General features: G+C 44.6%; 22 protein-coding genes. 15 read left to right on the top strand and 7 right to left on the bottom strand.

The window, feature by feature from the left end; genetic code table 11:
- Window positions 1–221: 221 nt before the first annotated feature.
- A complete protein-coding gene (gene rimK / locus A142_RS17265) occupies window positions 222–1,127 on the top strand; it encodes a 30S ribosomal protein S6--L-glutamate ligase (RefSeq protein ID WP_019824669.1) in 906 nt (301 codons plus the stop codon).
- A gap of 32 nt (window positions 1,128–1,159) precedes the next feature.
- The gene (locus tag A142_RS17260) at window positions 1,160–1,588 is read left to right on the top strand and encodes an ATP-dependent zinc protease family protein (RefSeq protein ID WP_019824668.1); all 429 of its coding nucleotides are present in this window, start codon (window positions 1,160–1,162) and stop codon (window positions 1,586–1,588) included.
- Between the two features lie 130 nt (window positions 1,589–1,718).
- Here the strand turns inward: A142_RS17260 and A142_RS17255 are convergent, their stop codons facing one another.
- Window positions 1,719–2,507, bottom strand: a complete 789-nt coding sequence (locus A142_RS17255) for an MBL fold metallo-hydrolase (RefSeq protein WP_019824667.1) — start codon at window positions 2,505–2,507, stop codon at window positions 1,719–1,721.
- Window positions 2,508–2,893: 386 nt separating this feature from the next.
- On the opposite strand from A142_RS17255, the gene A142_RS17250 reads away from it, so the two are divergent.
- The 3 genes from A142_RS17250 to A142_RS17240 all read left to right on the top strand — a co-directional run bounded on the left by A142_RS17250 (window position 2,894) and on the right by A142_RS17240 (window position 5,324).
- Window positions 2,894–3,496 (top strand): 2OG-Fe(II) oxygenase, encoded by a 603-nt coding sequence (locus A142_RS17250; RefSeq protein ID WP_019824666.1) that lies wholly within the window; start codon window positions 2,894–2,896, stop codon window positions 3,494–3,496.
- Window positions 3,497–3,707: 211 nt separating this feature from the next.
- Window positions 3,708–4,427: a glycerophosphodiester phosphodiesterase family protein gene (locus A142_RS17245; RefSeq protein WP_019824665.1), complete on the top strand. Its 720-nt coding sequence runs from the start codon at window positions 3,708–3,710 to the stop codon at window positions 4,425–4,427.
- 159 nt (window positions 4,428–4,586) lie between these two features.
- Window positions 4,587–5,324, top strand: a complete 738-nt coding sequence (locus A142_RS17240) for a sulfite exporter TauE/SafE family protein (RefSeq protein ID WP_019824664.1) — start codon at window positions 4,587–4,589, stop codon at window positions 5,322–5,324.
- A 42-nt stretch (window positions 5,325–5,366) separates the two neighbouring features.
- On the opposite strand, the gene A142_RS17235 is transcribed toward A142_RS17240, so the two are convergent.
- Together A142_RS17235 and A142_RS17230 are read right to left on the bottom strand one after the other, a co-directional pair.
- Complete coding sequence (locus A142_RS17235) at window positions 5,367–6,140, bottom strand: L,D-transpeptidase family protein (RefSeq protein WP_019824663.1); 774 nt, start codon at window positions 6,138–6,140, stop codon at window positions 5,367–5,369.
- Between the two features lie 2 nt (window positions 6,141–6,142).
- Window positions 6,143–6,625, bottom strand: a complete 483-nt coding sequence (locus tag A142_RS17230; RefSeq protein ID WP_017064907.1) for a GNAT family N-acetyltransferase — start codon at window positions 6,623–6,625, stop codon at window positions 6,143–6,145.
- A gap of 209 nt (window positions 6,626–6,834) precedes the next feature.
- On the opposite strand from A142_RS17230, the gene A142_RS17225 reads away from it, so the two are divergent.
- The 3 genes from A142_RS17225 (at window position 6,835) to grxB (ending at window position 9,069) form a co-directional block, all read left to right on the top strand.
- Window positions 6,835–7,815, top strand: coding sequence for a Gfo/Idh/MocA family protein (locus A142_RS17225; protein ID WP_019824662.1), 981 nt, complete (start codon window positions 6,835–6,837; stop codon window positions 7,813–7,815).
- Between the two features lie 163 nt (window positions 7,816–7,978).
- The gene (locus A142_RS24820; protein WP_009846296.1) at window positions 7,979–8,140 is read left to right on the top strand and encodes a hypothetical protein; all 162 of its coding nucleotides are present in this window, start codon (window positions 7,979–7,981) and stop codon (window positions 8,138–8,140) included.
- Between the two features lie 296 nt (window positions 8,141–8,436).
- Entirely contained in the window at window positions 8,437–9,069 is a 633-nt protein-coding gene (gene grxB, locus A142_RS17220) for a glutaredoxin 2 (protein WP_019824661.1), read from the top strand.
- 162 nt (window positions 9,070–9,231) lie between these two features.
- On the opposite strand, the gene ppsR is transcribed toward grxB, so the two are convergent.
- A complete protein-coding gene (ppsR, locus tag A142_RS17215; RefSeq protein ID WP_019824660.1) occupies window positions 9,232–10,065 on the bottom strand; it encodes a posphoenolpyruvate synthetase regulatory kinase/phosphorylase PpsR in 834 nt (277 codons plus the stop codon).
- Between the two features lie 178 nt (window positions 10,066–10,243).
- Between ppsR and ppsA the strand changes: the two genes are divergently transcribed.
- Window positions 10,244–12,616, top strand: a complete 2,373-nt coding sequence (gene ppsA / locus A142_RS17210) for a phosphoenolpyruvate synthase (protein ID WP_019824659.1) — start codon at window positions 10,244–10,246, stop codon at window positions 12,614–12,616.
- Between the two features lie 95 nt (window positions 12,617–12,711).
- On the opposite strand, the gene A142_RS17205 is transcribed toward ppsA, so the two are convergent.
- Entirely contained in the window at window positions 12,712–13,497 is a 786-nt protein-coding gene (locus A142_RS17205; RefSeq protein ID WP_019824658.1) for a hypothetical protein, read from the bottom strand.
- A 66-nt stretch (window positions 13,498–13,563) separates the two neighbouring features.
- Window positions 13,564–14,919, bottom strand: coding sequence for a serine hydrolase domain-containing protein (locus A142_RS17200; protein ID WP_019824657.1), 1,356 nt, complete (start codon window positions 14,917–14,919; stop codon window positions 13,564–13,566).
- A gap of 92 nt (window positions 14,920–15,011) precedes the next feature.
- On the opposite strand from A142_RS17200, the gene A142_RS17195 reads away from it, so the two are divergent.
- From A142_RS17195 to A142_RS17170, 6 genes are all read left to right on the top strand, one after another.
- On the top strand, window positions 15,012–15,986 hold the full coding sequence (locus A142_RS17195; protein WP_019824656.1) for a helix-turn-helix domain-containing protein: 975 nt from the start codon (window positions 15,012–15,014) through the stop codon (window positions 15,984–15,986).
- A 261-nt stretch (window positions 15,987–16,247) separates the two neighbouring features.
- On the top strand, window positions 16,248–17,582 hold the full coding sequence (locus A142_RS17190) for an MATE family efflux transporter (protein WP_019824655.1): 1,335 nt from the start codon (window positions 16,248–16,250) through the stop codon (window positions 17,580–17,582).
- Between the two features lie 500 nt (window positions 17,583–18,082).
- Complete coding sequence (locus tag A142_RS17185; protein WP_019824654.1) at window positions 18,083–18,748, top strand: helix-turn-helix transcriptional regulator; 666 nt, start codon at window positions 18,083–18,085, stop codon at window positions 18,746–18,748.
- Window positions 18,749–18,772: 24 nt separating this feature from the next.
- Window positions 18,773–19,156: a RidA family protein gene (locus A142_RS17180; protein WP_019824653.1), complete on the top strand. Its 384-nt coding sequence runs from the start codon at window positions 18,773–18,775 to the stop codon at window positions 19,154–19,156.
- Between the two features lie 37 nt (window positions 19,157–19,193).
- Window positions 19,194–20,600: a cation:dicarboxylate symporter family transporter gene (locus A142_RS17175; protein ID WP_019824652.1), complete on the top strand. Its 1,407-nt coding sequence runs from the start codon at window positions 19,194–19,196 to the stop codon at window positions 20,598–20,600.
- A gap of 77 nt (window positions 20,601–20,677) precedes the next feature.
- Window positions 20,678–22,000 carry a CoA-disulfide reductase gene (locus A142_RS17170; protein WP_019824651.1) on the top strand — a complete coding sequence of 441 codons (1,323 nt, stop codon included), beginning with the start codon at window positions 20,678–20,680 and terminating at the stop codon, window positions 21,998–22,000.
- An 87-nt stretch (window positions 22,001–22,087) separates the two neighbouring features.
- On the opposite strand, the gene A142_RS17165 is transcribed toward A142_RS17170, so the two are convergent.
- Window positions 22,088–22,942 carry a glycerophosphodiester phosphodiesterase family protein gene (locus tag A142_RS17165; RefSeq protein ID WP_029405604.1) on the bottom strand — a complete coding sequence of 285 codons (855 nt, stop codon included), beginning with the start codon at window positions 22,940–22,942 and terminating at the stop codon, window positions 22,088–22,090.
- Between the last annotated feature and the right edge of the window lie 193 nt (window positions 22,943–23,135).

Genomic DNA, 23,135 nt, shown 5'->3' with positions numbered 1-23,135 from the left:
CGCTTTTCCATTCCAAATCCCCTCCCAACCCAGTTGTACCAATCGCTCACGCATTCGATAAATTTCTGTTGTCGACTCGACAAATTTAATTCGTTTTCTTAGTTAAACGAAAAGCCTTAAGGTTCGCCCCGAAGCAAGCAAGGAGCCTCAGAAAAACTGAAAGCTCAGCTAACAACTAATTTATTTGCAGTTACCAATCAGGTATTAACTAAGGAAACGCCATGCGTATCGCAATTCTTTCTCGCAACGAAAATCTATACTCTACTTCTCGCTTAAAAGCGGCTGGAGAAGCACGTGGTCACCAGGTCGATGTTATCGACACGCTGCACTGTGATATAGATATCGCGAGTAACAATCCGAAGATTCGCTACATGGGTGAAGAGCTACCTCAATACGATGCTGTTATTCCACGTATTGGCGCTTCCATTACCTTTTACGGAACTGCGGTTGTTCGCCAATTCGAAATGATGGGCACTTTTTGTATCAATGAGTCAGTTGCAATCAGTCGTTCTCGCGACAAACTGCGCTCACTACAACTGTTGTCTCGCAAAGGCATTGGCTTACCAAAAACAGGTTTCGCTAGCCGCCCAGATAAGATTCAAGACTTGATCAAAAACGTAGGTGGCGCGCCACTGGTTATCAAGCTTCTTGAAGGTACTCAAGGTATCGGCGTGGTTCTAGCTGAAACAAACAAAGCAGCAGAAAGCGTTATCGAAGCATTCATGGGCCTAAAAGCGAACATCTTGGTTCAAGAGTTCATTGAAGAAGCAAATGGCGCAGACATCCGTTGTTTTGTTGTTGGCAACAAAGTAATTGCAGCGATGAAGCGTCAAGCTGGTGAGGGTGAATTCCGCTCTAACCTGCACCGTGGCGGTACAGCTCAACTGGTTAAACTAACCAAAGAAGAGCGCGCTACAGCAATCAATGCTGCGAAAATCATGGGTTTAAACCTATGTGGTGTTGATATTCTACAATCTAAGAATGGCCCTGTTGTAATGGAAGTTAACTCTTCTCCTGGCCTAGAAGGTATTGAGAAAGCGACAGGTAAAGATGTAGCAGACATGATTTTCGAATTCATCGAAAAAAATGCAAAACCAAACGCTAACCGTACTCGTGGCAAAGGCTGATTTAACGCCGTTAACTCATGATTGGAAATGACATGAACAATAAAATGATCATAGGGAATACAGAAGCACTTTGCTTACCAGAGTTAGGGATAACTGGACTACATACACGTGTTGATACAGGGGCTAAAACCTCTTCTCTACACGTAGACAATCTACTATGTGTAAAAACAGACGGTGAGAACTTCGTTGAATTCGATCTTCACCCAGACGTTTACCACCTAGAAGAGACAGTGCGCTGCAAAGCAAAGCTGAAAACAAGTAAAAGAATCAAATCATCGAACGGCGAAGTTGAACACCGTTGTGTGATTGAAACCATGCTAAAAATCGGCGGTCAGGAATGGCCTATCGATATTACGCTAAGCAACCGTCAAGATATGACTTATATGATGCTGCTTGGTCGTCAAGGCATGAGTGACAAAGTGATTGTTGATCCAGCGGGTGAATTCCTGCTGACTCACTAGTCCGAGTCATCGTAACCGCTCCACAGGTTATAACTAAATAAGGCCAGTCTCATGACTGGCCTTATTGCTATCTATTTTTCTATTTCTACTTTCAGCTCTGAATACACGACTTTGCATTCAGACTTCTGATCTATTTCTTCGATTTACTATGAGATTGAAAACCAAATCGCCAAATCGATAACAGTAATTTCTTGGTTTTGATTTTCGTCACTCGCCAATGAGTAACAGGCCTTCTTGGTGCACTCATCAACAGATGTTCAAAAGCCTTCTGACTGAAATCGACTTGCCCACCATGCGCCACCAGCAAGGTATCGAGCTGCATGTCATAAATACGTGATACTGACGCTCGATACTTATTGGGATGAAAAATTGGGAAAGGCGGAATCAGCTTCTTTTTGACCTCGACCATCAAGTCGGCCACATAAGCAACGCTGTGTGATGGGCAATAGACAGAGAGATCACGGTCGGTATGGCCCGGCGTTTCTAGAACCAACCAATCATCAAACCCCGGAATGCTATCCCCATCTGAAAGCTTGTAGTCCGGCTTCAACTTTCTTGAATACCACAGGTTTGCTTTGGGCTTGCCCAATCGATTCGCCATCCACCGAGCCAATGCCAGATCGGTCAAATGCATCAATATGCCATCGAGGCCGTGGTACCAATCCTTATCTCGGTTTGCTGCCACCAAATGACAATTAGTGAGCTTTCTGAGCGTATGCGCTGCCCCTGCATGATCGGGGTGCATGTGTGTAACAACCACAGTGTGTAGGTCGCCGAATTCACGGCCAAGCTCATCTTCAATGAAATCCCTAAGATGGGGTATATCCGCACGGCACGCACCATCAAGTAGCAGCAACCTATCGGGATACTCTACGAGATACATGTCTTGGATATAGCCTTTGATGGTATGCAGCTGCAAAACCGCTCCTTGTGATAAAACAACTGGTCAGACCTACACAATAGCAAACTCACCTTCAATTGTGATCATTTTGTTAAAAACAACAATCTAAAACCAGATAGAAAGCTCGAATCTAGATTTCCATTTGTATCCACTAAATTACTCAAATCCAATATTACTCAAATCCAATTAAACTCAGAACAATGAAGACACATTACAAAAATGAGGATCAATTTCATCCGATATTTTCAGCATTATCGAATGCCCGCATTGCCGTAAACCTTGCTCTATAGGCCTTGTGATTCAAGCCTCCAGCACCATTTATCGTAACGACAAAACATGTGATTTGTTGACCTGAGTTATTAGGACTATACATGCGCCTCTAATTTATTGTCTGAGTGCTATACATGAACCAATTAATCGATGCTCTTTCTACCCAAGGTTATTTCGTTTGGGATGACTTCTTAACTCAAGAAGAAGTGGTGGCATTGAGGGATTGCATTCCAGAGAACTGGAAAAAGGCTAGGATTGGCCGTAACGATGAAGTAACCCGAGAGTCGACCATCCGTAGCGACAAGATTCAATGGGTGCGCCGCGATATGGGTCAGCCAGCATCTCTGTTTCTAGACAAAATGGAACAAATTCGTTTAGCGGCAAACCAAGCGTTCTTTTTGGGTCTGTTCGAGTACGAAGCGCATTTTGCTAAATACGAAAAAGGCGACTTCTACCAGAAGCACTTAGACTGCTTCAAGGGCAATGAGAACCGCCGCCTGACTACCGTGTTCTACATGAATGACGAGTGGACAGAAGAAGACGCTGGTGAGCTTGTGGTTTACGATCTACAAGATAATCACATCGCAACCATTCCGCCAAAGTCTGGCCGTTTGTTTGTGTTCTTATCAGAGCAGTTCCCACACGAAGTTCTGCCAACCAACACAGAACGATTCAGTATCGCAGGTTGGTTCCGTATCAACGGTGTGAAGGACAACCAACTCGATATCGCTCACTAAAGCGAGGTTCGGGTCAAAGCCTCATCTCATCCAAAGCCTCTCCGCTCGAGAGGCTTTTCCACTTAGAACTGCTAGGAAAGTACTAAGAGGAAAATATCACTTTTATGAGCCGAATCCTGTGTAGAGACTCTTGCCCAGCAATTACTCTGGCGTATTCGGGAAAACTGATATTTAATAAATATTTACGATGCGCATTCAAGAAGGATTAATTATGTCATCTATCATCGTAGGTCACCGTGGTGTAGCGGGTACTCACCCAGAAAACACCAAAGCAAGTATTGAACAAGCCGCTAAACTTGGCTTGAAATGGATTGAAGTCGATATTCAGCAAACTCAGGATGATGAGCTTGTCGTTTGCCACGACCACACTCTCGAGCGCTGTAGTGATGGCAAGGGCCGTGTTGATGAACACACATTGGCAGAGCTGCGTCAGCTTGATTTTGGTAGCTGGAAGTCAGAACAATTCGAAGGAGAAAGAATACTCACACTTAGCGAGTTACTTGAACTTGTTGAAGAACATAACCTCAGCGTTAACCTAGAGATAAAAGTCGATAGCCGACACCAAGCTCCTCATGTCGTTGATCTTCTACACAGCGAGCTGATCCGCTCAAACATAGACACCGATAGAGTGCTGCTTTCAAGTTTCAGCCATGAAGTTGTTGCAGAAATGGCTCGCCACTTACCAAGATTCCGCGTTGGTGCGATCACAGAGCAGCTCTCTCAAGACGATCTTTTGCTTATTGATCAGGTGAAAGCGTTCAGTTGTCATATGAATTACGAAAACGTCAATCAGGATGATCTTGATACGCTTGCCGAAGCAAAGATTCAAACATGGTGCTACACCGTCAATGATCCGTCTAAGTTCAAATTCCTATCCACCGTCGATGCGATATTCACTGATTTTCCAGATAGATTTAGCGCGAAAAATTGACCAAACAAATACCAAAGTAGTAAACGTTTAAGACGGGAGAATTTACCTCGATAAACCTTAAAATTAAGTAGCAAACACAAGTGAGTAGGAGTACATTCCGCTGCTCACTTGGTTTCATTAGCTCGCACTATTTAGGCAGCTTTATTGGTTACTTAATTTATGGATCTCATTTTTAGTCCAACTTTCCCAATTTTGGGTGCAATCTTCATTTTTGCCGCTATCGTTCGTGGCTTCTCAGGTTTCGGTTTCACTTTAGTGGCATTGCCGTTGAGTGCGTTATTCGTACCCGTTATCGAACTGGTTCCTGTTTTCATGCTTATCGACCTATTGGGCAATATCCAATTGCTACCGAAGGTTCGAAAACACGTAAACTGGCGCTGGGTTTCAAAGGTGTTTATCCCTTGTCTAGCCTTCACTCCGGTCGGCTTACTTCTGCTCAAGTCTGTTAGCCAAGATACAATAATTTTGATCATTAGTGCCTTCATTTTTGCGTCTGCACTTATGATCTACAAAGGGTTCCAGTACAAAAGTGAACCTAGATTTGCTCCCTATATTCTGGGCAGCCTTGCGGGTGTAATGAACGGCGCGGCTTCAATGTCAGGGCCTCCGATTGGCACGCATGCATTGGCAAGCCCAGTCGCACCCCACATTGCCAGAGCAGGCCTGATTGCGTTCTTTGTGTTGGCAGATTCCAGTGCGTTTGTATCGGCATCTATCGCGGGGTTAGTCGACCGTGATGTGGTTTGGCTTACTCTAGCACTCCTACCAAGTAGCATGTTTGGCGGCTATGTCGGTTCTAAACTGTTCGAGAGATTTGGCGGAGCGAAGTTCAAACCAGTCACCATTGCCCTGCTCATCGTGATTGCGATATTCAGTGCAGGTCGAGTCTTGCTGTAACTGGCTCTAGCGGTGCTGTTCAGGAAAATTGGGTACCGATACCTACCATTCGATATGGATAGGGGTACCCATTTTTACAAGTTGGAGAAACTCATCCATATCTTGATTGGTTAATGCGATACACCCATCCGTCCAATCAAAGCTTTGAATAAAGCTCGGTGAACGGTGCTCTCCGTTTTTGATGCCATGGATTTTGATGTTCCCTCCAGGATCCAGATCATTTTGCTCTGCCCATTGCATATCCGAAGGTTGCGGGTAATTAATATGTACTGAGCGATAAAAGTCCGACTCTTCCATCACATAATCGAGCTGGTATTTCCCTTCAGGCGTTCGGTTGTCCCCTTCAAAGCGTTTATGCCCTTTCGGTTGTTTGCCTAGCGCAATGCGAAACTCCTGAATTACCTCCTCACCTTTAAGCAGATACATCCTACGTTTCGATTTATCGACTTTAACTAAGGTGACCACTTGCGACAGCAAATCTATCTCAGAAGCGCTATCTGGTACGTTGTAAAACTGTCGAGAGGAACTTTGAGGCGGACGTTTCGATGACCCTTGAGAAAGCTGAGCAACCTTTTCATCAGAGCGACTGTTAAGAACATCATCGACAATAATCACATGCTTGGAGTTTGAGCTGGTGGAAGAGGTTGAGTTAGATGAAGACGTTGAGACACGTTGAGAATGAGCCGGTGCAGACTCGAATACGATGGTTTCGATAGCGGTCGCGTCAGAAACTATTTTCTCGACCACAACCTGCTCAGCATTCACCTTCGAAGCCATAAACAGTAAACACAGTGATAAAGGCAAAAACAGACGCACCTTTAGATCTCCTCAAAACGCATAGACATGGTTCGTGATTGAGTTTCCATTCCTAAAGACTCATAGAAACCCTGAGCTTGTTGGTTAAACTCCATTACCTCTAACCTAAGTTCTATCGCACCTCTCGCTTGAGCCCATTGATTAAACGACTTCATTAACGCTCGACCAGCACCTTTACTCTGAACCTGGTCGTTCACCACAATCGTATTCACCCTTGCCACCTTGTGCGGCTGAATAAAACTGACGCCTTTGTTCTGCGTTACCTTACCCGCTAAAAAGCCGACGACTTGCTTGTCATCGACTGCAACCAAGAAAGCGCCAAGTGGGTCAAGCATCAAGCCTAACCAATACTCTTCACTGTCGGCCAAACCTTGTGACGCTGGCGCAAATACCATAGGTGCACCAAGATGATGTTGACGGTTTATCTGCTCAGAGAGCGCTAAGATCGCGTTAATATCAGTTACCTTGGCTGTCCGGATTTGCATATCATCACCTTGTTTGAATTCAATAACACCTTAGCAAAAATGGCTTAGTTGTGCACCGTTACACTGGTCGACTCAGATGCTCTGTGAAGGCAGGTTATTAATATTAGGCACTAAGTTTGGGGTAATTGTTCCGCAAATCTCAGGCACATTGCCAGCCGTTGAGTGCTACTATCTCTGCAGAATCAATACACTAACGACTGGATACCTCTATGATTAAGTTCGCTGTAATTGGAACCAATTGGATTACACAAAAATTCGTTCAAGCTGCACATGAATCACAATCGATGCAGTTGGCTGCGGTTTATTCACGAAACCTAGAGAGCGCTGCACAATTCGCACAAGAATTTGGTGTTGAAAACACCTACGATTCACTCGATGCCTTAGCCAATGACAGCACGGTCGAAGCTGTGTACATCGCTTCACCAAACTCACTGCACTGCGAACAGTCCATCTTCATGATGGAGCATGGTAAACACGTTATCTGTGAAAAGCCGGTTGCATCAAACATTGATGAAGCAACACGCATGTTCGAAGTGGCTGAGAAAAACGGTGTGGTGTTGTTTGAGGCGTATAAATCTCAATTCCTACCAAACTTTAAGCAAGTTCAACTCGGCCTAGAAAAGATCGGCAAGGTACACAAAGCGCACATCAACTACTGTCAGTATTCATCGCGTTACCAGAAATACCTGAACGGCGAGAACCCGAACACTTTCAATCCAGCTTTCTCGAACGGCTCATTAGTTGATATTGGCTTCTACTGTGTAGCTGCAACGGTTGCTCTGTTCGGTAAGCCTGAAAATGCTCAAGCTTCTGCAAAGTTGCTTGATTCAGGAGTGGATGCGCATGGCTGCGCGATCTTCCAGTACCCTGAGTTTGACGTAACCCTAGCGCACTCTAAAGTCAGCGACTCTTATGCGCCAAGCGAGATCCAAGGTGAACAGGGAGCGATCATTATCGATCACATCGCAGAGTGCACCGACGTTAAGATCCGCTACCGTGATGGCAGCATTGAAAGTCTCACTCAAGCACAAAGCGAAAACTCAATGAGCTACGAAGCACAAGCCTTTGCAGGTTGCATTGAGGGTGATAAAGAAACTCAAGCTCAAGCCAAACTTCGCGCTTTAACCGTTGCCAAGTTAATTACAGAGATGCGCCAGCAAGTTGGTGTCGTTTATCCAGCCGATAAATAACATCACCATTAGGTTAACCAGCTGATTTTTAACAAATACCGATTTATACATAACTAAATTTAATCTTTACGACAAACAACCGGATTAGTCGATTAGGGTACCATCTGTTTAAATCCGCGTTCGATATCTATCGTATTAATTTAATTTATTGAAGGTGTGTAAAGTGTTTTCAGTTGATGATCGCGTTGTAGCAACAAAAGGTGTTGAGCTAGGTGAAATGGTTGTAATTGGCCTAAGTGCTGGTGGCGGCTACGTTCACGTTACAACAGTAGAAGGCGCAATAATGACGCTTACTTACCCTGCAAAAGACCTTAAAAAAGCATAGTTTAACCACTCCGCTCTTTTAGTAGTCACTCTGCTAAAGGTAACAAAATTGAGGCCTTGGCTGATTTCACTCTTCTGCATTAGAGTGAACAGCCAGGGCCTTTTTTATGCCTGCAATTCCTTAACAGCCTTCCCGTTACTTTACTCGTTGCAGTAAAACCGAATCCAACAGACAATAGAATCAATCAAAAAGTATGTACACCAAGTACTTATTGTCTGTTGATGCTTAGTATTCGCAAGATCTTCCGGTACATTAGCATTATCTTATATTTATAATGACCTGAACTGAGGGAAGCTATGAAGCTTTATATTTACGACCACTGCCCTTTCTGTGCAAGAGTAGCCTACATTGCTCAATCTCTAGGCTTGGACATCGAGCTTGTCTCTGTCGATTATGATGACGCCCAAACGCTTATCGATCTGATCGGTAAAAAGATGGTGCCTGTATTACAAAAAGACGACGGTTCTATCATGGCTGAGAGCCTAGATATCATCGCGTACTTCATGGACTTAAAATCAAGTGACGAGCAACGTGTACCATCAGAGCAAGTCACTGTTTTCCAAACTCGCGCATTCCCGCTAAGCCAGCGTATCGGTTTGCCACGTTGGTGGAAACTGGATCTTGCTGAATACCAATCACCAGCAAGCAAAGAAGCGTGGCGCGCAGCCAAAGAAACCGAAGAACTAAACTTCGATAAGCTGATTGAGCAAACGCCGCAGTTTGTTGAACAGATTAACCCGCTTCTGAAAGATGCAGAGCTACTTCTGAACCTAGAAAATGGTGAGTCGTCACTGCCTCTTATCGACCAAGCGGTGTACTTCTCTATGTTGCGCGGTTTCTGCGTAGAGCCAAGCCTCACATGGCCACCAGCGCTAGAACGTTGGTTAGAAAAGCAAAGCGAAACGCTTAAGCTCTCTTTACTTCGCTAAAAACTGTCTTTGATTCGCTAGCGCGATTACAACGAGCACAAACAAAAAATCGAAGCTCTCAGGTACTGCCCTGCTAGCTTCGATGTTCTTTTAGCTGCCCATTATTTCGATCTGACTAAGCCTTTTTTTACGCCAAGCTCTTGTTACACCAAGATCTTGTTACTACAACAGGCGCCTTCTCAAACCAGTTCGCTCTAAGATTCGTGTCGAGATCTCTTCAACCGATAATGAAGACGTGTTGATGTAAGGTATCGCTTCACGACGGAACATCGCCTCTACTGTTTGTAGCTCATACAAACATTGCGAATCACTCGCGTATTCACTGCCCGCTAAACGGTTCTCACGAATCTCCGTCAGCCTTTCTGCGTCAATGGTTAAGCCAAACAACTTATGTCGGTAAATCTCAAACTCAGGCAGCAGCTTCAAGCGTGCTAAATCGTCATGGATGAATGGATAGTTCGCTACACGCAAACCAAACTGCATCGCCATATACAAGCTTGTTGGTGTCTTACCGCTTCGAGATACACCTAACAAGATGATGTCGGCTTCTTCCAGCCCTTTAAGCGTGATGCCATCATCGTGTGCGAGTGTGTATTCAATCGCAGCAATACGGTCGAAATACTTAACCGAGTCTTTGTTCACACTGCGTGAACGTTGCAGTTTAGGCACAGGAGCCATCTGAATATCATCCTGAACCTTCTGAACGATACTTTCCAACACGTCATAACAGTGTGCTGGCACTTCAAGCAGCTTAGCCTTGATATCTGGAATCACGATTGAAAAGAACACCAATGGTTCGACTCCATTATCGCGATACGAAATTTCGATCTCTTTTAATAAATCAGAAAGTTTGTCCTCACTTTCCACAAACGGAAAGGTTTTTTCATTGGCTTTGAAAGGGAATTGACCTAGAACAACATGTCCTAAAGTCTCACATGTTATGGCCGTTCCATCAGAAACATAGAATACATCACGACTTTGAATATCAATTTGCATTTTTTATTTAATGTTTAAAATTATTTTGAGTAGGATGGGAACCATAATATATATAACAAAACCCTGCTGACTATTACGTCCCCCACAGCTTTAAAAAATAATTTACATTTTTTTAAACTGATACGTAATCGTTTGCCTTTAAATCCCTACAATGCTTGCTATGTTTCTGGAGAAATAAATGCAAAATAATACCCTATGGTTCAATGGCCTATCCATGGAAGATGTCGACAAAGTCGGCGGTAAGAACGCCTCACTGGGCGAGATGGTTTCTAACCTATCCAATGCTGGTGTTTCTGTACCTAATGGTTTTGCTACCACTTCGTATGCGTTTAACGACTTTCTTGACTACAAAGGTCTTGATGAGCGCATCCACCAACTACTTGATGAACTTGATGTTGAAGACGTTGACGCACTGCGTAAGACAGGTGCAACGATTCGACAATGGGTTCTAGACGCCCCCTTCCCAGAATCACTAGAGCAAGACATCCGTGATAACTACCGCGAGCTAATCGAAGACAACGAAGAATTGTCTGTAGCTGTGCGTTCATCTGCAACCGCAGAAGACCTTCCAGATGCTTCTTTCGCAGGCCAGCAAGAGACCTTCCTTAACGTGAAAGGCATCGACGCTGTACTAGAAGCAACCAAGCACGTTTACGCGTCTCTGTTTAACGACCGCGCTATCTCTTACCGTGTACACCAAGGCTTTGACCACCGTGGCATTTCATTGTCTGCAGGTATTCAACGCATGGTTCGTTCAGACAAAGCCTCTTCAGGTGTGATGTTCACCCTTGATACAGAGTCTGGCTTCGACCAAGTGGTATTCATTACCTCTTCTTGGGGTCTAGGTGAAATGGTTGTTCAAGGTGCTGTGAACCCAGATGAGTTCTACGTGCACAAGCCAATGTTAGAAGCAGGCCACCAGCCTATCGTGAAGAAGACCTTTGGTTCTAAGTTGATCAAGATGATCTACTCAACCAACCAAGAGATCGGTAAGCAAGTCGACATCATTGATACGGATGAGCAAGAGCGTAATCAGTTCTCACTGAACGACGAAGAGATCAAAGAGCTGGCAAAACAAGCGATGATCATCGAAAAGCACTACCAACGTCCGATGGACATTGAGTGGGCGAAAGATGGCATCGATGGCAAGCTTTACATTGTTCAAGCTCGCCCAGAGACGGTATGTTCTCAAAGCGACCAAAACGTTATCGAGCGTTACGAGCTAAACAATAAGGCGGATGTCTTGGTTGAAGGTCGTGCTATCGGTCAACGTATCGGCTCTGGTCCTGTTCGCTTGGTTGATTCACTAGACCAAATGTCACTGGTTCAAGAAGGCGACGTACTGGTAACAGACATGACAGACCCTGACTGGGAACCTGTGATGAAGAAAGCGTCTGCGATTGTCACTAACCGTGGCGGCCGTACTTGTCACGCTGCAATCATCGCTCGTGAGCTTGGTATCCCAGCGATTGTTGGTTGTGGTACAGCAACAAGCAGCCTAAACGATGGCGATACCGTGACAGTGTCATGTTCTGAAGGTGAAACTGGCTACGTTTACCAAGGCGAACTCGACTTCGAGATCAAACGTTCTGAAGTTGATGAGCTACCAATGCTGCCAACCAAAGTAATGATGAACGTGGGTAACCCAGATCGCGCATTCGACTTTGCACAGATTCCAAACGAAGGTGTTGGCCTTGCTCGTCTTGAATTCATCATCAACAAGATGATCGGTATTCACCCGAAAGCCCTATTGAACTTCGATGCACAAACTGACGAGCTAAAAGCAGAAATCAGCGAACGTATTCGCGGCTACAAAGATCCTATCGACTTCTACGTAAGCAAGCTAACAGAAGGCATCGCGACTATCGCGTCTGCATTCTGGCCTAAGCGTGTGATCGTACGTATGTCTGACTTTAAGTCGAATGAGTATAGCAACCTTGTAGGCGGCAAAACGTTTGAACCGCATGAAGAGAACCCAATGCTAGGCTTCCGTGGTGCATCTCGTTACATCTCACCAGTATTCGAAGACTGTTTCGAGCTAGAAACTCATGCGATCAAACGCGTTCGCAACGAAATGGGCCTTAAGAACGTTGAAATCATGATCCCATTCGTTCGTACTCCAAGCGAAGCGGCATCGGTTATCGACATTCTGGCTAAATTCGACCTTCGCCGTGGCGACCAAGGTCTGAAAGTGATCATGATGTGTGAGCTACCATCTAACGCAATCTTGGCTGATGAGTTCTTGAAGTACTTCGATGGCTTCTCTATCGGCTCAAACGACATGACGCAACTGACACTTGGCCTCGACCGAGATTCAGGCGATGTGGCACACCTCTTCGATGAGCGTAACCCAGCCGTGAAAGCAATGCTGAAAATGGCGATCGATGCAGCAACCAAAGCGGGTAAATACGTGGGTATTTGTGGCCAAGGCCCATCAGACCATGACGACCTAGCAGAGTGGTTAATGGAGCAAGGCATCAGCTCTGTTTCACTAAACCCGGATACGGTTATCGATACGTGGTTGAAGCTAGGTAACGTTGCCAATAAATAAGTAAATAAGTAACGCTTCACGCGGTACCTAAACGACCAAAGCCAGTCACGTTGACTGGCTTTTTTAGGTTCTTTGCAAATTAGCTGGCTAAAGCGCTAGAAGTAGTATCTCACACCAACCCAAGCCTCGGTTTGCCAACCATTCGGCATTGACACACCTTTCACATCAACATCCGCTTTGGTAATGTCATAGCGCGTATTCAACCACCAAGTTCTTGTAGTGTTCATCGGCACATTTAACGATGTTTTAAATGAGAAGTTTTGCATGTCGATATCATCACCAGAAAGATCCTGCCACTCAGGGACTAAAGACACATAAGCGCCAGAGTCACCGAGATGCTTCGCGGTAATCAAACCAAGCGAGTATCCCGTTAAATCATCTTTAGATGAAGTGACGCCAGGGATCTCCATGCTACCTGTCATCAGCCCTGCTCTTGGAAACACAAGGAATCCACCGGTGTAAGCAGGATTAATCGCAACAACACCGCCAACCGACAATAAGTCATTTTTAATACTGTTGCGCGTATTAATATAATCTAAAGAAAGACCCACTTTAGGCGTAGCTTTCGTCCCCGTTTCAAAGACATGGAAGTACTGGATTCTAGAGTTACTATACTCTGTACCGAATTTGTCTGGATCGCGAAGCGCTGTGTTGCTTTTATCGACAAACGTCCCTTCAGCCAGTAGGGCAAACTGTTGACCGTTTTCTAAACCGCCAGAAACTTGCCCTTGAAATTGGATATCTGAACTACCGTTCAACATCAATGCAGCTTGAGTATAAACTTTGGTGACATCAGCAGGGTCGATAACACGTTCTGAATCTGCATGTGCAGGAAGGGCTAGACCTAAACTCAACGGGATTAATAGAGCAAGCTTTTTCATTATATATCTCGAAAGTCGTTTGCTTCCTCCTTGAAGCCTGAAACATCCTGTTGGGTAATAAATAGATTATTTGTCAGCAAGTAGTTTTGCTGCTGAACGCATTAGTGCAGGGCCTTTATTCTCACCAAAACCTGAGTGGTAAGGGTTGGTTGAGAACATCACACCTACAAAGTCACGTTCCGGATCGATGTAAATGAACTGGCCAAGGTTGCCACTTTTTGACATCGCACCGTCATTGAACACATAGTCGAATTGGTATGCGTTGTAGTCCGCTTTTTCGTTGTATGCGTGCAGTGAACTGCTCTCTTTGCTAGTACCTACGAATGCTTTTGGATCACCGCCGTTGCGGATACGATCAATCACAGCTTGTGACACCACTGGCTCATCAGCCACCGCTTTCCAGCTAGGTGTAAATAGTGTTCCCCAGCGCGCCATGTCTTCTACAGTTGATGAAACCAAGCCAACCGCGATCGCCATGCCATCCGGTGTTAAGTTGAATTGCATTGGTTGACGTGCGTGCACTTTTGACCAAACACGATCTTCGAACACTTGAGTCCAGGTTTTGTTTTCAACGTTTTCAACTAACTTAGTCAGCACCATGGTGTTGATAGATGCGTAACGGAAGTGGTCACCTGCTTGTTCACCTTCCAGTTTCTGTGCACCTTGAGCCACTTCCATCCAAGTTTCCATTTCACCCGTTTTTGCACGAGGTGAGTTGAACGATGCAGCAAAGAAACGCACCACATCAGAGTCTGGGTTCAAGATAGACTCTAATGTCTCTTCATTGTCTAGAGCGGTCGACATGTTCAGAACTTGGTGTACTGTGATGCCATCCCAGCTCGTTCCTTTCAATTCAGAAACATACTCAGCGATCTCTTTTTCAGGGTCGACTTTACCCTCTTCCACTAACATCGCGATCACAGTGCCAACCGTGGTTTTTGCTGTGGATGCCCAAACGTGCGTATCTGTCGGCTTCATACCTGGGTAAGCTTCGTAAACGATCTCCCCTTTGTGAATCAACATAAAGCCTTGGGTACGGAACTGTTCATCCGCCAAGTACTCATCCATTGTCAACTGACCTTTGCTTTCAGTATTAACTTTGAGTGCAGCGAGTCGTGGGTCGATATTTTTGACTAAAGGCTTGTACTCTTCGTTTGGAGCCGCCAGTGCCGTTGGTAGAAACTCACTCATGTGCATGTTGTAGTAAACGCTGTGGTCGCCGCCCATTTGCCAATGAAAGTTATTGAATAGCTCACGAGCAGAGTCAGTAAAACTTGGGGTAAATGCTGTGCTCGCCTCTTTCACGGTCAAGGTAACTTGAGCACCTTCAACTTTCAGAGCTTCTTCAACTGGGTTTGCTGCAAGAGCAAATGATGATGCGGTTGCTAACGATACTAGAACGGCAATGTGTTTAAGTTTCATAATTGTTCTCCTGTTTGGGTTAGGAGAAGTATAGGGAGATGCGCTACACTTAATTAGGTCACTTGGTGACATTTAATGGTAGGCACAAAACAATGAAAGCATCATCGAACACCACCAGCATATTGCTCACTTCGACCAGTAACATTGCTCCATATATTCAGTATTGTGACAAACATAGACTGGATTGGCGCACCGTCGCCGATGCGTGCGGTCTACCCATTGAGCTAACACAATCCAATCAATGGCTTCCTACACAAGACGTGATTCGCTTCATTCACGGCCTTGAGCGGAAGTTTGGTTATTCGATAGGGATTGAGGTTGGACGTAGGGCCTCTCTAGAGCAATTATCACCTGAGCTAGACCGAAAAATTGATCAATGCACTTCACTAGAGCAAGCTGTACGCTGCTTGATTACTGAAATATCGACCTTAAGTAATCACGTCACCATATGGACGGAAAAAAGCGATGGATTGTGGTGGCTGTGTCATCGAAGTTGCTATCACCCATCAACCTCAGGTTTTGAACAAGCCGAATGGTTTCGCGCCCTGACGGTGATTAGCCTATGCCGTAAGTTCATTGACAGTCGCTGGCAACCATCACACGCCAAGTTGGTCTCTAAGCACAACAGCGCACGTAAATTACCTAAGCATTTCTTTGATTCTGATATTCAGTTTGAAGAGCAATACGGTGCGTTCTCGATTCCGCTGCCCGATGATTATCGTGCCATTTCAGAACGAAATAGTACCCAAGATTGGCATCACGCTGTCGAGATATTAATAGACACCTATGCGACTCTACCTTGGTTCAATATTGAGTGGTTTGCGACCATGCTCGGCATGACAAAACGAACGCTGCAGAGAAACCTGAAGAGCAAAAACATTCTCTTTAAAGAAGCCAAAGAACAAGTTCGGGAGGCTAAGGCAAAACAGCTACTTGAAAAGACCGACCTTTCTGTTCAAGACATCAGTTGGCAAGTAGGTTACAGCGACTTAAGTAATTTCAATCGCGCATTCAAAGGTTGGGTTGGAGTCACACCACCAAGTTATCGGGATAAAGCGAAACATTAGAAATAGTCGAATGGAAAACCTTTAGACCCAATCCGCAATATAAAACTCAGAAACAAGATACGACACCTTAAATTTCAATAAGCGAGCGCATAAAGTTGCATTGCACAATGCCCACATACCGATGAAACTGTGCAAAGGTAATATCGATAGATTTAATGACATTTATTGGTATCGAGCTAACGTTACGTTATCCTTTACGCAATTCTTCATTGAGTGGATTGTCACTACGACAAACCTACCTTCAAGACTGATAAGAGTGTTATGAATTCTACGACCGCAACTCCCTCGCCTTCTCTTGGCCGACAACTCTATACAATGACATGGCCAATGCTGTTTGGGGTGCTCTCCCTGATGAGCTTCCAACTTGTAGATAGTGCTTTTATTGGCCAGTTAGGCGTACTGCCGCTCGCGGTTCAAGGCTTCACGCTACCAATTCAGATGATCATTATCGGGATTCAAGTCGGACTAGGCATCGCGACAACGGCTGTGATCGCGAGAGCTATTGGGGCTAACGAGATACGCTATGCCAAACAGCTCGGCGGATTAGTCGTTGCGATGGGCAGTGTGAGTGTCGCGCTGTTCTCGGTCATCATCTATCTGTTGCGTGGTCCTATTTTACAACTCCTCGATGCACCACCGACGGTACTGCCGATCATTGATTCTTACTGGCTCTATTGGCTGGTAAGCTCTTGGACAGGCGCACTGCTCTACTTCTTCTACAGTGTTTGTCGTGCCAATGGTAATACCATGCTGCCCGGATCAATGATGATCGCGACCAGTATCATCAACTTGATATTGGACCCGATTTTCATCTTCACTTTCGACATGGGCATCAATGGAGCAGCCATTGCGACCATTTTGGCATTCGGTGCGGGTATCTTTATCGTTGCTCCTAAGGTGACGAAGAAGCATTGGATGACATTCGACTGGCACGATCTTGACATCGGCAAAAGTGTTCGTTCAATCGGTAACATCATGGGCCCTGCCATGATCAGTCAATTGCTACCACCCATTTCATCAATGTTCGCAACCAAGCTACTTGCTGGCTACGGGACTGCAGCCGTTGCAGCTTGGGCGTTGGGTTCTCGTTTTGAGTTTTTCTCCATTGTTGCCGTGTTAGCACTGACTATGTCGATGCCTCCAATGATTGGCCGAATGTTGGGAGAGAAGAACCTAGGGAACATACGTAGTCTTGTGAAGATTGCCGTGATGTTTGTATTAGGGTTCCAATTAGTGATCGCACTAGTCACTTGGGTGTTCTCTGGCGGGTTGGCAAATCTCATGACCAGCGAAGACGAAGTCTCGACCATTTTGAACTACCACTTACTTATCGTTCCTATCAGTTTAGGGCCTTTGGGTATCTGTATGTTGATGGTTTCTGTCTCTAACGCATTGGGCAAGTCTTACACCGCATTAACGATTTCAGCGCTGCGCCTGTTCGCCTTCTTCTTACCTTGCCTATGGGTTGGCTCTCAGCTTGCTGGCATTGAAGGCTTATTCTGGGGTGCCATGGTAGGTAATGTACTTGCCGGCACTTGTGCATGGTTTATGTACCAACGCGCTCTTGGGCAAGTAGAAGCCAAGCTAGCCAAATAGGTAATTGAACAGCTAGAGCGTTACGAACGAAAAAGCAGCCACTTAGGCTGCTTTTTTAATACCTAAGTTCTAATTTACATCCCTCCGATGAACCTCTTTCACGAATATAGCCTCTCTAACCCAACCTTGCTTTCAATTGAACAAAATTCCAATCAACCATCATCTCATTCTCAGAGCGAATGCTTAATCCACACTCATCTAAAACATCAATCAATCCAATTCTAAGCGCCCTTTAGAACTTGTCCTAGATCATCAAAACATTCAATAACGCAACCTTTGGTTTTAAATATGTAAACCTTGATGAAGTTTAAGAAATTAAACCTGATTTACCTATTTCGAGTGATCAAGTTCAAATTTCGTTCGTGATTTAGCTCTAAAACTTACGATTTGTTGATGTTTTAGACGTTTACGTCAGGTTTACAGAAGTTTACTGCGTATTGTGGAAATACCACCAAAGGAGTAGATTTCAGTCATTGAGTTCAAAAATGTAAACCGAAATCATGAATGTAAAACAAGTTCGATTCACCGATGAAGACAGAGAATGCTTAAGCAATTACTTCCGTTTAGCAGACACAATTGCCGATTTGATTGGTCCCTACTGTGAAGTAGTCATCCATTCCTTTGAGAGCTTAGAAAACTCAGTCGTGAAGATCGTCAATGGTCATCATACGGGGCGTGAAATTGGTTCACCGATCACCGATTTAGGTTTACGCATGTGGAGTGCATTCGAGAAGACTGGCGAAGTTTCTCCAAAGAGTTATTTCACCAATGCAGCAGACGGATCCCTACTGAAATCGACTACCTGCGTATTGGCTGGTCCACAACAAAAGCCGATTGGCATGCTGTGTATCAACATGAACTTATCTTTCCCATTCCCAGAAATCGTCAAAACACTGATGCCGCAGTGCAATGTGCCGCAAGCCATTGTCAGCGAAACATTCAGCAACAATGCAAACGACGTGATTCAACAAGCATTGAGTTCAGCAGTTAACGAGGTTGACCAAGACGAGTCGGTTTCTTCCAAAGGTCGCAATAAAGCCATCATTCGTTGTTTATTTGATAACGGCGTATTTGAGCTAAAAGAGACGACTACACAAGTATCAGAGCAACTTGGGATCAGCCGACAGGCGGTTTACAAGTTTATCCGTGAATTTAAATCAGAATAAAACCAATAATTTAGGAGTTACATCGTGAAACAGATCATTGCCACTGAACAAGCACCTGCAGCTATCGGCCCTTACTCACAAGGTACGTCTTACGGCGACATAGTTTATACATCAGGTCAATTACCTCTCGTTCCAGAAACCATGCAGTTTGTTGAGGGCGGCATCAAAGAGCAGGCTCGTCAGTCGCTAGAAAACTTAAAAGCTGTACTAGAAGCGAGTAATGCGGGACTGGACACAGTGCTTAAGACAACCTGCTTCCTATCTGACATGGAGAACTTCGTTGCCTTTAACGAAGTGTACACAGAAGTGTTTGGTACAGAAAACGCACCAGCTCGCTCTTGTGTTGAAGCAGCACGACTACCAAAAGACGCACTGGTTGAAGTTGAAGCCATCGCATACAAAAAATAACCGACTTAGGTATTAATGGGTATCATAGGAGATTCTCATGAGCGTTTCATTTATCGCATTAAGCGTACTGTTCTTTGGGTTCTACGCACTGCTGTCGAACTTCAAAAAGCAAAAGAAAAGTTTTAACTTCCGCGTACTGAGTGCGCTTGCTGCTGGCTTGTTGTTCGGTGGCGCAATTCAACTTGTTTTCGGTGTCGGCAACGTTGCGACCTCTAGCTTTGCTGAACTGATTTCAGTGTTCGGTAAAGGCTACATCAAACTTCTACAAATGATTGTTATCCCACTTGTGTTTGTGGCGATGATCTCTTCGATCATGAACGTGGAAGGCGGCGGCGCGCTATCTCGTATCGCACCAAAGATCATCGGTATTCTACTTTTCACTTGTGCAATCTCAGCAGCCGTTGGTATCGCAAGTATTTACCTATTTGGTATCGATGCGAACGCACTAGTAAGCACAATTGGCACAAACAGTGCGATTGAAGCTCGCGGTGATTCACTGGTAGCAACACAAGACGCAATGGCGAGCAGTGGTCTGTCAGGTATGGCTCTGTCTATCATTCCAACCAACATCTTTGACATGCTAACGGGTTCTCAACGTACTTCTACGCTATCAACTGTACTGTTCGGTATGTTCCTTGGTTACTGTATCCTTCAAGTGAAAAACCGTAAGCCTGAAAAAGTGCAAAACTTCGTTGATTTTATCAACTCTGCAAAAGAAGTGGTGCTTTCAATGGTTCGTGAAATTCTGAAGCTAACGCCTTACGGTGTGTTCGCTCTGATGACCACGTTCATGATGACAAACGACCTGTTCGCACTTGCAGAGATGGGCCGCTTCCTTCTAGCAAGCTACGTTGCAATTGGCGTTATGTTCGGCATCCACTTCGTGATGGTGTCAATGTTCGGTCTTTCTCCTGCTAAGTTCATGAAGAAAATCTGGCCAGTATTGGTGTTCGGCTTCGGTTCTCGTTCAAGCATGGCAGCTATCCCGCTAAACGTTGAAACACAAACTCAACGCCTAGGTGTAGACGAAGAAACAGCAAACATGTCAGCAACATTTGGTACCAGTATCGGTCAAAACGGTTGTGCAGGTATCTACCCAGCTATGCTAGCAATCATGGCGGCACAAGTAATGGGCATGCCTGTAGACTTGAGCTTCATCCTACAACTGATCGCTGTTATCGCAATTGCTTCATTCGGTATCGCAGGGGTCGGTGGTGGTGCAACGTTCGCAGCAGTAGCGGTACTGACCATCATGGGTCTAGACATCACAGTAGTCGCGATTCTAGTGTCTATCGAAGCGTTAATTGACATGGCTCGTACAGCGCTAAACATCTCAGGCTCTATGTTGTCAGGCGTTCTTACAGCGAAGAAGAATGGCTCATTGGATACTGAACAATACGACGCTGACGTTACAGCGACAGTATCAAAAGAAGCAGCAGTATAATTCTCAAACTTAATTAAGAGCACTCCACGTGAGTGCTCTTCTGTTTTTCCTGAGTTCAGGTTATTTAGGTAGTAAATATGAAAGTTGTTGTTATAGGCGGTAGCGCCGCGGGTATGAGTTTCGCAGCAAAGTACAAACGTAATCAGCCATCAGACGAAGTCATCGTTCTAGATAAGCGTAGCTACATCTCTTTCGGAGCCTGTGGCTTACCTTACTTTGCAGGCGGCATGTTTGATGACACCGAACGAATGATTTCTCGTACACCAGAGCAAGCCATCAAATCTGGTTTAGATGTACGTGTAGAAACGGAAATGGTGTCGTTCGACCGCACTGAAAAACAGATTACGGTGCGTCACCAAAACGTAGAGAGCACTATCGATTACGATATGTTGGTGATTGCGACAGGCGCACGTCCAATTGTGCCTTCATTCGGTGAATTCAATCCAGAACACGTATACACACTAACAAGTATGGAAGATGGCTTGGCGGTTAAGGAAGCGCTAAAGGATAGTAACAAGCAGCGTGTGTGTGTTATTGGGGCTGGCTTTATAGGGCTGGAAGTCTTTGATGCAGCACATGGCTTGGATAAGCACGTGACGATTATCGAACGTGAGCAACACATCATGAGCCGTCAGTTCAGCCCTGAGATCATTGAAGTGGTTGAAGGTGCAATTCGTGAATCCGGTGCAGAGCTAAAAACCGGTTGCAGCGTGTCTGCGATTCGCGATGCCGAGCAAGGTGGTTACATCGTAGAAACAGATAACGGCAATGTAGAAGCTGATATCGTTATCCTGTCACTCGGTTTCAAACCAAATACTGAAGCATTCGAACTACCAAAAGCTGCAAACGGCGCTCTGTTGGTGAATGAATATGGTGCCACTGAAGATGCTTACATCCATGCTGTCGGCGACTGTGCCGTTGTCCATCATATGGCACTAGGCAAACCCGTTTATGTTCCTCTAGCAACTACTGCCAACAAGCAAGCACGCATGATGGCAGACAAGCTAGCAGGTAAAGATACTTATATGTCGGGCTTCTTGGGTTCATCTTGTTTGAAAGTGCTCGATTACGAACTGGCATGTACTGGCGTGAATGAACTTCTGGCGAAAGAACACAGCTTGGATGTGAAAGTATCAACGATTTCAGATAAGAACCAAACCGATTACTACCCAGGCCAAGAAGACATTAAGGTGAAGTTGGTTTATCACCCGGAGACCAAGGTTCTTCTAGGTGGTGAGATCGTAGGTAAGAAAGGAGCGGTTGGTCGTATTAACGCACTAGCGGTAGCTATAACCGCTAAAATGACCACACAAGAATTAGGCTACATGGATTTCTGTTACGCCCCCCCATTTTCACGTACATGGGATGCTCTGAACGTGGCAGGTAACGTCGCTAAGTAAGCGAGCTAGTTGTACTAGTCCCAAAGAATATTCATTTCAACATCAAAGCAGAGCGATTAAGCTCTGCTTTTTAGATAACCTACGATCTTATAGTTCATCTGATGGAAGAACAAAGTCGACATATAACGCAAAATTTCCGATTCCAGAAGCTTTAATACCATCCAAGTCTAAATCATTTGTCGAATAGATCATGGAAGAAACCCCCATGTTGCTTAGTTCTATCGCCTTCTTATACTCACTCCCAAGCGAGCCAAGGTTATCACCCCGATACGTCACAGCCCTAATTTTATTTAAATCAATCCACTCAAGAATAAATGGTGTATTTAGATCTATATTTAATGCGACGTTATTAAAACCTAACTCTATTGCTTCATTATATTTATCTATACTGAACACTTCGATAATAGATTTATCTTTATCTATTATATTTTTTGAAAGCAAGGCAAGATTTTTTATTTTATCCGTAACTAATACAACCTCATTCTCACTTAAAATTTCAATCGCCTCTGAAATATTTAAAGTGTGATAATTATCGTTAATTGTTTTTAACTCAAACTCTTCTGAAGCAATAGGACCATTTTTATTAGAATTTGTCATCATATGGAAAGAGTTCCAGTCATGAACAGCGACGATCTTTCCATCCGACGATACAAGAAGATCTAGCTCTATCATCTTAAAACCACTTTCTATCGACTTCTCTACAGCCTCTAAGGAGTTTGTATATTTAAAACCATCGATTCCCCCGCCGGCATGTGCAATCAAACTGCCTGAATTAACGATAATATTGGAGATATTATTGTGCGTATTTGGATATGCCTTTACGTTGCCTCTCCATACATCAATGACTACACTCATCGAAGGGCCGATAAAAAAAGCTACCCAAGAACATATGAGAACTAGACAAAATATTGATATTAAGACTCTGATTCCTTTAAGTATCATGACATTTTACCTGTTGAGAACTGGGGCTGATGATAATGTATGGTTTACCCTGTCAATATTGAGTTTAAACATGTTATTTATAGCAACTATAATAGCATTTGTCGGTAATAGATTTGTATTTCTTCTTCTCACGGTAATAATGACTTTCGACTTCTACTTAAGGTTAAACTCTCTCAGCTTAGATTTAGGTGTC

Origin of the sequence: Vibrio splendidus 12E03 (assembly GCF_000272105.2) — a bacterium.
Lineage (GTDB): Bacteria > Pseudomonadota > Gammaproteobacteria > Enterobacterales > Vibrionaceae > Vibrio > Vibrio splendidus_I.
Note: the sequence above shows the minus strand (reverse complement) of the source record. Positions and strands in the feature narration are given on the sequence as shown.

Coding starts and splice junctions, on each gene's coding strand:
- rimK (WP_019824669.1), top strand. CDS start 222: ATGCGTATCGCAATTCTTTCTCGCAACGAAAATCTATACTCTACTTCT.
- A142_RS17260 (WP_019824668.1), top strand. CDS start 1,160: ATGAACAATAAAATGATCATAGGGAATACAGAAGCACTTTGCTTACCA.
- A142_RS17250 (WP_019824666.1), top strand. CDS start 2,894: ATGAACCAATTAATCGATGCTCTTTCTACCCAAGGTTATTTCGTTTGG.
- A142_RS17245 (WP_019824665.1), top strand. CDS start 3,708: ATGTCATCTATCATCGTAGGTCACCGTGGTGTAGCGGGTACTCACCCA.
- A142_RS17240 (WP_019824664.1), top strand. CDS start 4,587: ATGGATCTCATTTTTAGTCCAACTTTCCCAATTTTGGGTGCAATCTTC.
- A142_RS17230 (WP_017064907.1), bottom strand. CDS start 6,625: ATGCAAATCCGGACAGCCAAGGTAACTGATATTAACGCGATCTTAGCG.
- A142_RS17225 (WP_019824662.1), top strand. CDS start 6,835: ATGATTAAGTTCGCTGTAATTGGAACCAATTGGATTACACAAAAATTC.
- grxB (WP_019824661.1), top strand. CDS start 8,437: ATGAAGCTTTATATTTACGACCACTGCCCTTTCTGTGCAAGAGTAGCC.
- ppsR (WP_019824660.1), bottom strand. CDS start 10,065: ATGCAAATTGATATTCAAAGTCGTGATGTATTCTATGTTTCTGATGGA.
- ppsA (WP_019824659.1), top strand. CDS start 10,244: ATGCAAAATAATACCCTATGGTTCAATGGCCTATCCATGGAAGATGTC.
- A142_RS17205 (WP_019824658.1), bottom strand. CDS start 13,497: ATGAAAAAGCTTGCTCTATTAATCCCGTTGAGTTTAGGTCTAGCCCTT.
- A142_RS17200 (WP_019824657.1), bottom strand. CDS start 14,919: ATGAAACTTAAACACATTGCCGTTCTAGTATCGTTAGCAACCGCATCA.
- A142_RS17195 (WP_019824656.1), top strand. CDS start 15,012: ATGAAAGCATCATCGAACACCACCAGCATATTGCTCACTTCGACCAGT.
- A142_RS17190 (WP_019824655.1), top strand. CDS start 16,248: ATGAATTCTACGACCGCAACTCCCTCGCCTTCTCTTGGCCGACAACTC.
- A142_RS17185 (WP_019824654.1), top strand. CDS start 18,083: ATGAATGTAAAACAAGTTCGATTCACCGATGAAGACAGAGAATGCTTA.
- A142_RS17175 (WP_019824652.1), top strand. CDS start 19,194: ATGAGCGTTTCATTTATCGCATTAAGCGTACTGTTCTTTGGGTTCTAC.
- A142_RS17170 (WP_019824651.1), top strand. CDS start 20,678: ATGAAAGTTGTTGTTATAGGCGGTAGCGCCGCGGGTATGAGTTTCGCA.
- A142_RS17165 (WP_029405604.1), bottom strand. CDS start 22,942: ATGATACTTAAAGGAATCAGAGTCTTAATATCAATATTTTGTCTAGTT.